10 protein-coding genes and 1 pseudogene are annotated in these 12,741 nt (G+C 48.6%); 4 read left to right on the plus strand and 7 right to left on the minus strand.

The window, feature by feature from the left end; genetic code table 11:
- Positions 1-26: 26 nt before the first annotated feature.
- The 6 genes and pseudogenes from HMPREF0860_RS12660 to HMPREF0860_RS12685 form a co-directional block, all read right to left on the minus strand.
- The gene (locus tag HMPREF0860_RS12660) at positions 27-1,037 is read right to left on the minus strand and encodes an autoinducer 2 ABC transporter substrate-binding protein (protein WP_021495834.1); all 1,011 of its coding nucleotides are present in this window, start codon (positions 1,035-1,037) and stop codon (positions 27-29) included.
- An 8-nt stretch (positions 1,038-1,045) separates the two neighbouring features.
- Positions 1,046-2,056, minus strand: a pseudogene (locus HMPREF0860_RS14180) (ABC transporter permease).
- Complete coding sequence (locus HMPREF0860_RS12670) at positions 2,046-3,050, minus strand: ABC transporter permease (protein WP_021330769.1); 1,005 nt, start codon at positions 3,048-3,050, stop codon at positions 2,046-2,048. Before HMPREF0860_RS12670 ends, HMPREF0860_RS14180 begins: the two are co-directional and overlap by 11 nt.
- Before the next feature lie 13 nt (positions 3,051-3,063).
- A complete protein-coding gene (locus HMPREF0860_RS12675; protein ID WP_021330742.1) occupies positions 3,064-4,551 on the minus strand; it encodes a sugar ABC transporter ATP-binding protein in 1,488 nt (495 codons plus the stop codon).
- A 42-nt stretch (positions 4,552-4,593) separates the two neighbouring features.
- A complete protein-coding gene (locus tag HMPREF0860_RS12680) occupies positions 4,594-5,853 on the minus strand; it encodes an L-rhamnose isomerase (RefSeq protein ID WP_021330621.1) in 1,260 nt (419 codons plus the stop codon).
- Positions 5,854-5,931: 78 nt separating this feature from the next.
- Positions 5,932-6,498, minus strand: a complete 567-nt coding sequence (locus HMPREF0860_RS12685) for a 2'-5' RNA ligase family protein (RefSeq protein ID WP_021330655.1) — start codon at positions 6,496-6,498, stop codon at positions 5,932-5,934.
- 143 nt (positions 6,499-6,641) lie between these two features.
- On the opposite strand from HMPREF0860_RS12685, the gene HMPREF0860_RS12690 reads away from it, so the two are divergent.
- Entirely contained in the window at positions 6,642-6,956 is a 315-nt protein-coding gene (locus HMPREF0860_RS12690) for a BrnT family toxin (protein WP_021330682.1), read from the plus strand.
- Positions 6,922-7,185, plus strand: a complete 264-nt coding sequence (locus HMPREF0860_RS12695) for a BrnA antitoxin family protein (protein WP_021330727.1) — start codon at positions 6,922-6,924, stop codon at positions 7,183-7,185. Before HMPREF0860_RS12690 ends, HMPREF0860_RS12695 begins: the two co-directional genes overlap by 35 nt.
- 123 nt (positions 7,186-7,308) lie before the next feature.
- Here HMPREF0860_RS12695 and HMPREF0860_RS12700 read toward each other — a convergent pair whose 3' ends face one another.
- Positions 7,309-8,292, minus strand: coding sequence for a carbohydrate kinase family protein (locus HMPREF0860_RS12700; protein WP_021495837.1), 984 nt, complete (start codon positions 8,290-8,292; stop codon positions 7,309-7,311).
- 100 nt (positions 8,293-8,392) lie between these two features.
- On the opposite strand from HMPREF0860_RS12700, the gene HMPREF0860_RS12705 reads away from it, so the two are divergent.
- Positions 8,393-9,721: a flagellar motor switch protein FliG gene (locus tag HMPREF0860_RS12705; protein ID WP_051169975.1), complete on the plus strand. Its 1,329-nt coding sequence runs from the start codon at positions 8,393-8,395 to the stop codon at positions 9,719-9,721.
- 3 nt (positions 9,722-9,724) lie between these two features.
- Positions 9,725-12,727: an insulinase family protein gene (locus tag HMPREF0860_RS12710; protein WP_021330825.1), complete on the plus strand. Its 3,003-nt coding sequence runs from the start codon at positions 9,725-9,727 to the stop codon at positions 12,725-12,727.
- Positions 12,728-12,741: the final 14 nt, after the last annotated feature.

The raw sequence follows: 12,741 nt of genomic DNA on the forward strand, positions 1-12,741 counted from the left end.
TCGAAACGATCCGCCCCGCGAAAAAACTAGAATGCGAAATTTTTATAGTTTTCTTTCAAAAAATCGCTCGGCGGGCCCATGATGATCGTCCTGCCGTCCGAAAGAACGGTGATCTTTCCGACATTCGGCACATCCATGCCGTCGATCGGTTTTTGTCCCTTGAGCGCATTGTATGCAACGCATACCGTCAGATATCCGAGTTTGGCAGGATCCCACAGCGTTGCGGTTTTAAGCGAGCCGTCTTCAAGGTACGGGCCGCTGTCGGTCGGAAGCGCGCTTCCGACAACGGCGACTTTATTTTGCATCCCTTTTTCCTGTACCGCCTGCGCAGCGCCGATCGGTGCCGGTGTTGAAACGCAGACCAGACCTTTGAGATTGGGGTAGGCTTTGATAAGGTCAAGCGTTTTTTGATAGGCGAGCTGCTGTTTTTCATCGGTCGGAACACGATCCGTTACCAGGCGGAGATTCGGATACTTTGTCTTTGCGTATGCAAGTCCGTAATCGAGCCATGAATTCAAATTCGCGGCGGAAAGTCCGCCGGTGAGAATCGCATAGTCGCCGCTCGTTCCCATGTATTTGACAAGCAGATCCCAGTTGTGTTCGCCGAACTGTTTGTCATCGATCTGATGAACGGAATAGTCGACTACCGACGGATCCGCGGGGGTATCCCAGTCGAGCACTAAAATCCCTGCTCGTTTCGCTTTCATCAAAACGGGCGTTAATGCCTGAGCGTTGTTCGGTGCAACACAGATCGCATCGACGCCTTTCGTGATCAGATCTTCGAGCATCCTCACCTGATCCGCAGCATCAGCCGTCGTAGGCCCGGTGTAGTTGACGGTGATACCCAAATCTTTTCCGGCCTGTACGGCACCTTTTTCCGAAGCATTGAAGTACGGAATGCCGACGAGCTTCGGCATAACGACGATCGTTATGTCTTTTTTTCCGCCGCCGGATGAAGAAGACTGCTCGTTTGCACCCATGGCAAAGAGAGCAGAACCGATCATGAGAACTCCAAGCACTGTAAGAATTCTTTTCATATATCCTCCTATTGCACGTTCCGTTTTTTTATCGATATGATAAAGTGTATCGTCAAAACGGCTATAAGCACAAGACCTGTGATAACGGTCGTTAGATATCGGTTCAATCCGAAGATATTCAGACCGCTCGAAATGACCTGCAAAATCAAAACCGCTATGATAGTCCCCGCAACTTTCCCCGAACCGCCGTTTATATCGGTACCTCCTAAAACACAGGCGGCAACGGATTGCAGTAAGTACGACGATCCGTACGATTCTTTTGCGGAGTTATAACGACTCGCCATTATCATCGCAGCGATGCCGGCAAGGATACCGCCGATAAGATATGTTTTTATCAATACCCGCTTTACCCGTATGCCCGAATATCTTGCGGCGATCGGATTACAGCCGATTATCTCTATCGATTTGCCGAGCTTGCTCCGTTCAAGCAGCAGCCAGCAAAATACGACAACGATGAAGAATATCCACATCGGGATAGGAATTTTTAAAAACGTTGAATTGCCTATCGCGATGAACGTCATCGGAAAACCCGATATGGCTCATCCGTGCGTAATGTTGAGACAGATGCCTTCAAACAGCGTTGACGAACCGAGCGTCGCGATCATCGGCGTGACGCCGAAAAGCGCGATGACCCAGCCGTTGAATAAACCGCAGAGAGCGGCGATACCCAACATAGTTGCAATGCCGACGGTAACGGCGAGCAGTGCGCCGTGGTTTGCCGTGTATAGATTCGACATAACGAGTCCGCCGATAATCATTCCCAATGCCGCCGAAAAAGTCAGCGAAAGATTCATACATCCTGTCATGATGACGAGCATCATCGACAATGCGAGGATACCGAATTCGGGAATCTGATACGCCATCGATTCCATATTGATGGGACTTAAGAATTTCCCCGGCGATAATACCGACATGAGCGCAAAGACAAACAGAAAAATAATAAACAGCGTTCCTTCGGATGTTTTGAAGAATTTACGTATCGATGTTTTTATGTTGTTTTTCATGCCGTCACTCCACATCAACTTTTACTTTCGTTTTTTCAGCTTTGTTTTTTTGATACATATCGATGCAGACGGATGCGATAATGATTAAGCCGATAATAATTTTTTGCCAAAACGTCGGTATATGCATAAGGATCATGCCGTTGTTTATGACACAAAAAAGCGCGACTCCGATCACGGTTCCCAATACCGAACCGTAACCGCCCATCGTACTTGCGCCTCCGAGTACAACGGCGGCGATCACTTGCATTTCAAAACCTGCAAACGCATTCGGATCCACTTGCCGCATAATCGACGTATGCACGACGGAGGCAAGGCCGATAAACAGACCTTCGATGCCGTAAACGAAAAGCAATATTTTTGTCGGATTAAAGCCGACACGAGACGCGCCTTCGAGATTTCCGCCGATTGCATAGATACCTCTGCCCACCAAAGTTTTACGCAGAATAAACCATGTCAAAAAGACGACCGCAGCCAAAAACAATGCCTGCATCGGAAGACCGATTATTCGTCCGTCGCTCGTCGTAATCGGAAAAAACTTTATATCGCCGAAGTTAATAAAATTTTGCGGTATGCCGGTAATCCAGTTCCCGTTCGTTATGTAGAGATTTATACCCAGTATGATGCTCATCGTTCCGAGCGTAGCGACTATCGGCGGAATTTTTATCTTTGCGACGAGCAGTCCGTTGATAAGACCGAGCGCGAGCCCGAAGGCGCATGAAAGCACAGCGGTTACGAAAATATTTGAAGTAAAGTGGATAAGCGAATTCCCCGCAAAAATCGTAACCGATGCGACGATTGAAGAACAGGCGACATCGATACCGCCGGTAAGCATGACCATGAGCATTCCCATGGACATTATCGCAAGTACGAGATTGCTTTTCAGCAAATCAAGAAAATTTTCCACGCTGAAAAACGTCGGATTTATGATACCGATTATTACGGAGAGAACGACCAGTACCGTAAGGATCGGAAATTCCTGCATTTTAATAATTTTTTTTATCACTGTCATTGTAGTGTACCGCCTAAAATGCCAAGTTCATAATATACTCTTGTGTTAGCCCCTCACACGGCAATATCTTTTGAATTTTTCCGTGCCGAACGACGGCAACTCTGTCGCAAATCGAAAGGATTTCCGGCAGTTCCGAAGATATGACGATGATGCCCAAGCCCGATTTTGCAAGATTGTACAACAGTTCGTGTATTTCCGCTTTTGCGCCGATGTCGATACCGTTTGTCGGCTCGTCAACGATAAGCACTTTCGGTTCGGTTGCAAGCCATTTTGCGATAACGATACGCTGTTTGTTACCTCCCGAATATTTTCCCGCTTCCATATCGAGGTAATTCGGTTTTATTTCGAGCGCTTTCATCCAGTGTTCGGCGAGGTCGTGCTTTTTTTTCATATCGAGCAGACCGAAGCGATGTGAAAGTTTATCCAACACGGTAACGGTGATATTGTCTTCCGATGTTTTTCGCAATACGAGACCTTCGCGAAGTCTGTTTTCGGGGACAAATGCGATGCCCTGTTTGACAGCTTCATTCGGATGCCGTATGTTTATCTCTTTTCCGTCAAGAAGAACACACCCGCTGTCCGGTTCGTTGAGCCCGAATAATGAGGAAACGATTTCCGTACGTCCCGCTCCGACAAGCCCCGTCAGACCGAATATTTCACCTTTATTGAGCGTAAACGAAATATCTTTAAAATTTCCTTTCTTTGAAAGCGATCTGACTTCGAGCAGCGGTTCGTTGCATTTCCGTTTATCGTAAATCTTATATTCGATTTTTCGTCCGACCATCAATGCGATGAGCTTATCGTTCGTGAGTTCGTCTTTATTGTACGTACCGATACATTGTCCGTCGCGCAAGACGGTAAAGCGATCGGCAACGGCAAAAAGTTCATCCAGCTTATGGCTGATAAACAACATCGAAATACCTTTCGCTTTCAACGACTGCATGATGCGAAACAGATTTTTGACGTCGTCGGAAGAAAGAGCGCTTGTCGGTTCATCGAGAATGAGCAGTTTTGCGTCATTGACGATAGCACACGCGATTGCGACGAGCTGCTGTTTGGCAACGGACAGCTCTGAAATTTTTACGCGGATATCGATATTTTTTACGCCGAGTTGTACGAGAGCCTGTTCGGCGATCTTTGCCATCTCTTTCCAGTTGATAATCTTTTCGTTCTTTTTAACACATAATCCGAGCGCAATGTTTTCCATAACGCTTAGATTCGGAAAGAGAGAAAAATCCTGATAGATAACGACGATACCTTCTTTCAATGATTGTATCGGCGTCAGATTATCGAGACGGTGGCCGTTCATAGCGATCGTCCCGCCGCTTTCGGGTTTATTGATACCCGAAAGCACTTTTATCAATGTCGATTTTCCGGCTCCGTTTTCGCCGATCAGCGCATGGATTTCGGCTTTATCTACGGAAAAACTGATATCCTGCAATGCTTTTACACCGGGGAAAAATTTTGAAATATGTTGAATTTCAAGTAATGGCTTACTCATTTTATTCCTTAAATTGTTAATGATGCACGTATCAAGCCGACGTCAACTTCGTTTGGAAGTTACTTCCCGTTCGTATTCGTCGACGGCTTTACATATTTCCGTGTCGGAAGGAACACCGCATACTTCGCAATACCGATCCCAAACGGCGCCGTACGGCATCGTTTTCAGTTGTTCGTTGAGTGCAAGGCGTGCAAAATAATTTCCTTCATCTTCATATTTAATAAGCTGTGTTACGGGTTCGAGCAGTGCATACAAAAACGCTTTTTCCGTCGCACGCGAACCGAGTACCCATGCTCCGATTCTGTTGATGGAGCCGTCAAAATAATCGGTACCGATGTGGATCTTATCGAGTTTTCCCGTCCGGATTATTTCCTCCGCCATCATTCGCATATCGTCGTTGAAGACGATGACGTGATCGGAGTCCCATCTGACGCCCCTTGATAAGTGCAGCAGTATTTCGGGAACAAAGAGCAACACGGACGAGAGCTTGTCCGAAACGTTTTCCGTAGGGTGATAGTGTCCCATATCGATCGTAAGCAGGCAGTTTCTGCTCATCGCATAGCCCATGTAAAATTCATGAGAGCCGACGACGTAACTTTCGGTTCCGATGCCGAATACTTTCGATTCTACGGAATCTTTTAAATATTCCGCCGGTATCTTTTGCGAGAGTATATCGTCGAGCGATTGTAAAAGAATTTTTCGATACCCTTGCCGATCGGCAGGTATGTCTTTCATGCCGTCGGCGATCCAGATATTGTGAATACAGGGACTGCCTTGTTCTTTGCCGAAATATGCGCCTATCGTACGGCAGCGTTTTGTGTGCTCTATCCAAAAGTCGCGAATACCCTTATCTTTTGAAGCAAGCGTCATGCCGTTCGCTTTCGGATGTGAAAAAATCGTCGCATTAAAATCGAGCGGTATTTTTTTTGCCTTAGCCCATGTAAGCCAGCTTTTAAAGTGTGCGGGTTCCAGCGCGTCCCGATCAACCGGCTTCGTATCGGAAAAATCGGCATAGCTTGCATGTAAATTTAAACGATAACTGCCCGGCGTAAGCGTAAACACTTTTTCGATATCTTGGCGCAATTCCGCAATGGAACGGGCTTTGCCGGGGTAATTGCCGGTTACTTGAATACCGTCGCCGTTCAGTACCGCGCCCGCTTTTTCAAATCCGCCTACATCATCGCCTTGCCAGCAATGAAGCGAGAGCGGTATGCTGCGAAGCCGTTCGATAACGCGGTCGGTATCGACGCCAAGCGATGCATATTGTTCACGTGCATCGTCGTATCGTTCTTTTGTATTCATTAATTACGACCTGAAAATTGGAATAGAAAAAGTATATACTGCGGGTTAATGATAATACCACTACAAAAAAATCAATAGTTAGTACAATTCCGTCATCGCAAATGTTTCGTGTTCCGTCCATGTTCCGCCTCTCATGGCAAAGAGCGTTATCGATTGTACGTCGAAAATTTCGTGCAGGTCGAGCGAATCGAAATACGAAAGCGCATCTTCGATCGCGCCGGGCGGTATGTCGCGGTTCGCAAGGGTGATATGCGGTACAAAAGTTCGCGCATCTCGCTTTGCCGTTCCCGGGCATTTTGCTAAAAGGGAATCGTAAACGAGAGTGCGGAGAGCCGTCCATTCGCTTGACGGTTCGACGTGCGCAAAGATCGTCCGCGAAGAAAAAGCTCCGAAACCGTTTACCGCGCAGCAAAGCGTTTGTCTTTTTGCGCCCCACGCGGATGCCGCTTCGGCGAGCGCTTCGAACAAGGTGTGTTCGGAAAAGTTTTCGTCGAGGTAAAACGGCGGCACAAGCGTTATATGCAGAGGAGTACCCTGTCCGCTTTTGCAGCCGCAGCGCGCTCTCATCCGAGCGCGGCACGCTTCAAGCGGAACGAGGAGGTTTTCGGGAATGAGCACGCCGATAAAATGCGTTTGCCGAATCATCACATATACGGTATAACGTATTTTTATAAATGCGGATAGTACCGGAGATTCGTGTACAGGACAATGGTGCTTAAAAATATGGCAAACGTTTAAAGTATTGACAGAAATGTAATACAATTATATATTATATAGCAGAGGAGAGCATGACGGTAACCAAGGGTCGATTTGAATGGGATAGTGAAAAAGATCGAATAAATAAAGAAAAACACGGATTGACTTTTGAAGAAGCGTCTGAAATTTTTAAGGATCCGAATTCGATTGAATTTTATGACAATAAGAATTCGATGATAGGCGAGGACAGATATATCGTTTTGGGTGATATCGGGAGCGCTATTATTTGTGTTGTCGTTTATGTCGATAGGCGAGAAAAAATACGGATTGTGTCTGCACGGCCGGCCGTATCGAAAGAGGAGATAAAATATTATGGCAATATCCAAAAAACGCTCGGAAGAAATTAAAAAATTTAAGAATAAGGATTTTTCAGATTGCCCCAAACTGACGAATGCGCAGCTCAAGCAAATGAAGCCCTGCCATCTTTTAGACCGTGATTTATGGAAGCCGCAAAAAAAAGTTATGAGCATCAGGATTGACGTCGATGTGCTGGAAAATTTGAAAAAAAACGGTAAAGGCTGGCAAACGAAATTAAACTCGTTTTTGCGTACAGCCGTTTCGAAAGGGCTTATTTAAAAAGCGCCGAAACCGTTTACCGCGCAGCAAAGCTTGAAGCCGCCGGATTTTCCGTAGACTTTGCGTATCCGTGGGATAAAGTGCATTCGGACGATTACGATTTCGACGAACTTTTCGCACGGATCACGGCTGCTTGCCGCTGATGCCGGGAAAAGAAGCGAGGAGCTTTTCCGTTTCGGAAAGAGACGCCAATGCGGGGATCGCGCCGTATCGCGATACGCAGAGCGTTGCGGCGGCATTTGCAAAGTGCAGATCGCATTTGAGTTCGTCTTCGGTAAATGAAAACGGATTTTCGCGCCGAGTCAGCCGATAGAGGAGGGCGCCGGTAAAAGCGTCTCCTGCGCCTGTCGTATCGCGCACTTCGATATTGTATTGCGGAATCGATACGATGCCTTCGTACCCCTGCGTTTTATAGAAGACGCCGTCTTTGCCGAGTGTTACGCAGACGAGCTTTGCGCCCTCGTCGAGAATCTCCTGTGCGGCGATCGGCGTGTTTTCTCCGTACATGAGCGCGAGTTCGTTGTCGGCGATTTTAACAAAATCGGCATATTTAAAAAGCGAGCGCATCGTTTCAATACCCTCTTCTTTGTCGCGCCACAGCGGTTCTCTCCAGTTCGGATCGTACGAGATGAATATCCCTCCGTTTTTTGCGCAGTCGATCGCTTTGTGCGTCGCCGAAAGAGAAGGTTCGTCAGTACACGAAAGCGAACCGATATGTAAAAACGTGCTGTCGTTTATTAATTTTTCATCGATGTCATCGGCCGACAGATTGATGTCGGCGCCGTCCGAGCGCGCGAACGAAAACGCTCTCTCGCCTGAGTGTGCAAGCGTTACGAAAGCGAGGGTCGTATGACGCTTGTCCGTTTTCATTGCTCCCGTATAGACACCGCAGTTTTCGAGCGCCGCTTTTGCATCGCGGCCGAATTGGTCATCCCCTGTCTTTCCGATAAAAGCGGCTCGTGCGCCGAGCTTTGCGGCAGCTGCTGCGGCATTTGCCGGAGCGCATCCCGGATTTTCTTCGAACAGCGTTCTGCCGTTTTTCGATTTGCCTGCGGGCGTAAAGTCGATAAGTATTTCACCGAGCGCCGTAACGTCGAATCGTTTCATAATTTCTCCCGTACTTGTTGTTCCGCGTTTACTATAACAAAAAACGGGCGGATATGCGACAGCCTTGCTCGATATTTTATTTCACTATATTATAGACGCTATGAATCTGAACGATATTCGGGCGAACGCATATAAAAACGGCGCGCGAAAGGGAGAGCGTCCCTCGGATGAGAGTGCGATGAAAGCTGCGGGGGTGCAGGCGCCGAACGAAGAAGGCAGCGTACGGCTCGCACAATCGGCAACCGGCAGCGGATCGAACAAGCCCTTTGAAGGCGTCAATCGAAAAATTGCAAATATTTTTTCCGAAAGCAAAACCTTGTCGAAACAGGCGGCTTTGCAGAACGCAGGTACCGGAAACTTAGGCGGAAACGAAGGGCTTTCTCGTGCGGCGGACACGCTGAAAAGAGACGGCTTGTTAAAAATACCGGAAAGCTCATCCGGCGACAGCGTGTACCGCCGCGTTGCAAAATTTCTTTTAATAATCGGCGTCGATGAAGCTGCAAAAGTCATGCGGCACTTGACCGAAGCGCAGACTGAAAAAATCATTCCCGAAATCGCGTCGATCAGGAGAGTTGATCCGAAAGAAGCGTCCGAAATACTTTCCGAATTCGAAGGCCTGTTAAAACAGGCGCGGCAGAGCGGAGGTGCGGACATCGCGCGGGAAATGCTCGAAAAAGCGTACGGTGCCGAAAAGGCCGAATCGATGCTGCAAAAGGCGGTTTCGCTCTCGGGCGGAAAACCCTTCGAATACCTCAACACGGCAGACGGCGAGCGCGTGTATTTTTTATTAAAAGACGAATCGCCTGCGGTACAGGCGCTCGTGCTCTCTCGCATAAAGCCTGAAAAAGCGGCCGCCGTTATCGGAAAGATGGACGTCGAGGTGAAGCGCGATGTGATTTCACGCCTTGCGAAAATGCAGCCGGTTTCTCCCGATGTGCTGGCTCGCACCGACAAAGCGATATATGAAAAATCGCTTTCGATTGCTGCGGAAAAAGCGGAATCGATCGACGGGAGAAGTGCGCTCGCCGAAATCCTCAGGCGCATGCCGCTCGCATCGGAAGACGAAATCATCGAAACGATTTCCGGAGAAGATGCCGATTTGGCAAACGACATACGGAAACGACTCTTTACGCTCGGAGACGTCGAAAAATCGGACGACCGTTTTATCCAAGAACTTTTGAGATCGATGAGCGAAAAAGAGGTCGCCTATCTCATCGCGGGAAAACCCGAACCGTTTCGAAAAAAAATTTTATACAACGTTTCGAAGGGTAGGGGAGATACCGTTCTCGAAGAAGAACAGCTTGCAAAGCCCATGTCCAAGCGCGACTGCGACGACGTAACCGGAAAATTTTTAGCTGCGATGCGGAGCGCGTATGAACAAGGTACATTTAAAATCGACGGCCGGGACGACGGCGAATACGTGGAGTAACAGTTGAAACAATTTTATAAAGGCTTCGACCTCATATCGATTTCCGATATCCCCGACTGCGAATCGAAGGGATTGTATCTCCGCCATAAAAAGACGGGACTCGAAATTTTTCACTTAGTAAATAACGATGAAGAAAATCTTTTTGCCTTTGCGTTCCGTACTCCCGTTGCCGATTCGACGGGAGCTCCGCACATACTCGAACACTCGGTTTTTTGCGGTTCGGAAAAATTTCCGGTCAAAGAACCTTTTGTCAATTTGATGAACCAAAGCGTGTACACGTTTTTAAATGCGATGACCTATCCCGATAAGACGGTGTATCCTGCGAGTTCGGCAAACGAAAAAGATTATTTTCATTTGATGGACGTATATGCCGATGCGGTATTTTTTCCCTTGTTAAAAAAAGAAACCTTTTATCAGGAAGGGCACCGCCTTGAAGAAGACGGAAAGGGCGGCTATTCGATTCAGGGCGTCGTGTATAACGAAATGAAAGGAAATTATTCGTCGTTCAATTCCGTCGCTTTCGACGAACAATTCAAAAGCCTGTTTTCCGGTACCTGCTATGCAAACGATTCCGGCGGCGATCCTCTCGTCATCCCGTCATTTACCTATGAGCGGTTTAGAAATTTTCATCGCTCGTATTACAGTCCGGCGAATTGTCTTTTATTTTTATACGGAAATATAAAAACGGAAACGCAGCTCGATTTTATGCAGCAAAGCTTTTTCGATCGCCTCGAAAAAATCTATCCGATTCCCGCCGTTCCGAAAAGTTTTCCCGCGTTCGGAGAAAACTTCCGAAAGCTTGAAGAGCCGAAAGCGATGAGTGAAGAAGCGATCGTCTATGCAGCCGGCCCGGCATCGGACGCGAAAAAATCGAACGTAACGCTCAACTGGCGATACGGACTTTCGTCGAATATCGACGATACGATGGAAGTGATTTTTTTGCTGCAGCTTCTCGCAGGAAACGACAGCTCTCCGGTCGCAAAGGCCTTGACCGATTCGCGTTTGGGCGAACGGCTCGCCGTAGGCGGAGGCGCCGAAGCGTTTTGTCAAATGCTCTATTTCGGTTTGAGCGGCGTCGATAAAAAAGATGCCGATGCGGTAAAAAAATTAATAATTTCTACGCTTGTCGATTTGTGCGAAAACGGCATTCCGAAAAACGATATCGATGCGGCAGTCCTTGCCGTCGATTTTGCAAACCGCGAAGTCGTTCGCGTGCGGGGAGATCCTTTTTCTCTCGAACTCGCCGATCGTGCACTGAACGGCTGGAACTACGGTGCATCTCCCGCATCGACGCTCGGCTACCGCTCAGCTTTCGATAAGGTCAAGCGAAAAATCGCCGCCGATAAAAACTATATCGCGTCTCTCATACGACGCGTTTTTTTGGACAACACCGCCCGCTCTTTCGTCGTCGTAACGCCCGAAGCGTCATTCTTAAAACAACGTGCGAAAAAAGAGAGGGAGCTTATCGCGTCTCTTGCAAAAGGCGCGGATGCCGGTGAAGTGCGGCGGAACACCGAAGCGCTGCACGCCTACCAAAAACGGAAAGAGACGGAAAAGGAGACTGCGTGCATTCCGCACATTCTTCCGTCGGATTTGAAAAAGAAAGTCGAGCCGATTGCAACCGACGTGTCGTCATGCTTAGGAGCGGACGGAAGCGAAGTAGCGCTTTTTGTAAACCGTGAAGCGACGGGCGGTATTGTCTATATCGATGTGTGCTATCCTGCCGATGCGCTTCCCGTCGGCGCATATCCGTATATTCCGGCCTTTGCCGCCTGTGCGACGAATACCGGCTGGAACGGAAAAAAATGGGACGAGTGCGCTGCCGCCGCTTCCCTGTGCTCGGGCGATATGGGAGTGCGCACGCTGACGGGCGACTCGTATAAAAGCGCGTATGCGCAAAAGGCGGCCTCTTCGGTTCGCGACAAACACTATATCGGCCGCGATTGGCTTTCGTTCAGCATCAAGCTGCCCGTCGAAAAAACGGATGAAGCGCTCGCGCTTTTCGGAGAAGCAATCGCGTTTACGGCATTTTCGGATGAAAAGCGGGTCAAAACGATTTTGGACGAAATGAAAAACGATATCCGTTCGTCCGTCATTCCCTCCGGTTCGCGCTACGCAAAACTCAGAGCGTCGCGGAATCTCGGAAGGTCTTCCGCCGTCGAAGAAGCGTGGGGAGGCGTCGCGCAGGTTTTGACGATCGAAAAGATCTGCAAAGAAAATCCCGGTTCGGTCGGAAATCGTTTTTCCGATATGGCAAAATCGATTCGAAATGCGGGAGGTCTTATTCACATTACGGCCGACGAAGCGTCGCTTAAAACCGTGCTTCCGCGCATTCCCGAATTCGCACGGAAGGCCGGCTTGCACGCGCTCTCGCCGCTTGTCCGCCCGGAAAACGGTGAATACTATGCGCTTGTAAAAACGGCCGGCGAAGGGGAAGACGAACGCTTTGAAACGTGTACGCTTTCATCGCAAGTCGGCTATGCAGCGCAGTCGGTATATCTCGGCGGGCTGACGATGCGGGAAAAAGCGGCGCTTACGGTGCTCTGTCACTGGATGCGCGGCAATATCCTTTGGGAGCGCATACGGACAACCGGCGGCGCATACGGTGCATCGGCGCTCTTTGATATTTCAACTGAAATCTTTTCGATGAGTACCTACCGTGATCCGTCTCCGCTTGAATCGATAAAAACGTTTAAAAGCTGCCTCGATGACGTGTGTGCTATGCGTTTCAGCGATACCGATGTTTCCCGCGCGGTGACGGGAACTTACGGAGACGTGACGAAGCCTCAGTCGCCTCAATCGCGCGGTGCGCGCGGGTTTTTGCGAAAGCTTTATGCGATGACTCATGAAGAATGGAGCGAATATATAGCGGCGATCCTTTCGGTCGATGCCGCTTCTTTGCATACGGCAGCCGAAAACGCCCGCGCGATCGCAGGCGGGAATACTGCGGTAATCTGCGATAAATCGGTAAAAGGCACTGGCTTTATTATCGATTTGTCGCTATAATATTCAAAACGAGG

It is taken from the genome of Treponema socranskii subsp. socranskii VPI DR56BR1116 = ATCC 35536, assembly GCF_000468115.1.
GTDB lineage: Bacteria > Spirochaetota > Spirochaetia > Treponematales > Treponemataceae > Treponema_D > Treponema_D socranskii.

Bases quoted from the DNA above. Each gene is read 5' to 3' on its own strand.
- HMPREF0860_RS12695 (WP_021330727.1), top strand. From the start codon at position 6,922: ATGGCAATATCCAAAAAACGCTCGGAAGAAATTAAAAAATTTAAGAAT.
- HMPREF0860_RS12670 (WP_021330769.1), bottom strand. From the start codon at position 3,050: ATGACAGTGATAAAAAAAATTATTAAAATGCAGGAATTTCCGATCCTT.
- HMPREF0860_RS12705 (WP_051169975.1), top strand. From the start codon at position 8,393: ATGAATCTGAACGATATTCGGGCGAACGCATATAAAAACGGCGCGCGA.
- HMPREF0860_RS12685 (WP_021330655.1), bottom strand. From the start codon at position 6,498: ATGATTCGGCAAACGCATTTTATCGGCGTGCTCATTCCCGAAAACCTC.
- HMPREF0860_RS12700 (WP_021495837.1), bottom strand. From the start codon at position 8,292: ATGAAACGATTCGACGTTACGGCGCTCGGTGAAATACTTATCGACTTT.
- HMPREF0860_RS12680 (WP_021330621.1), bottom strand. From the start codon at position 5,853: ATGAATACAAAAGAACGATACGACGATGCACGTGAACAATATGCATCG.
- HMPREF0860_RS12690 (WP_021330682.1), top strand. From the start codon at position 6,642: ATGACGGTAACCAAGGGTCGATTTGAATGGGATAGTGAAAAAGATCGA.
- HMPREF0860_RS12660 (WP_021495834.1), bottom strand. From the start codon at position 1,037: ATGAAAAGAATTCTTACAGTGCTTGGAGTTCTCATGATCGGTTCTGCT.
- HMPREF0860_RS12675 (WP_021330742.1), bottom strand. From the start codon at position 4,551: ATGAGTAAGCCATTACTTGAAATTCAACATATTTCAAAATTTTTCCCC.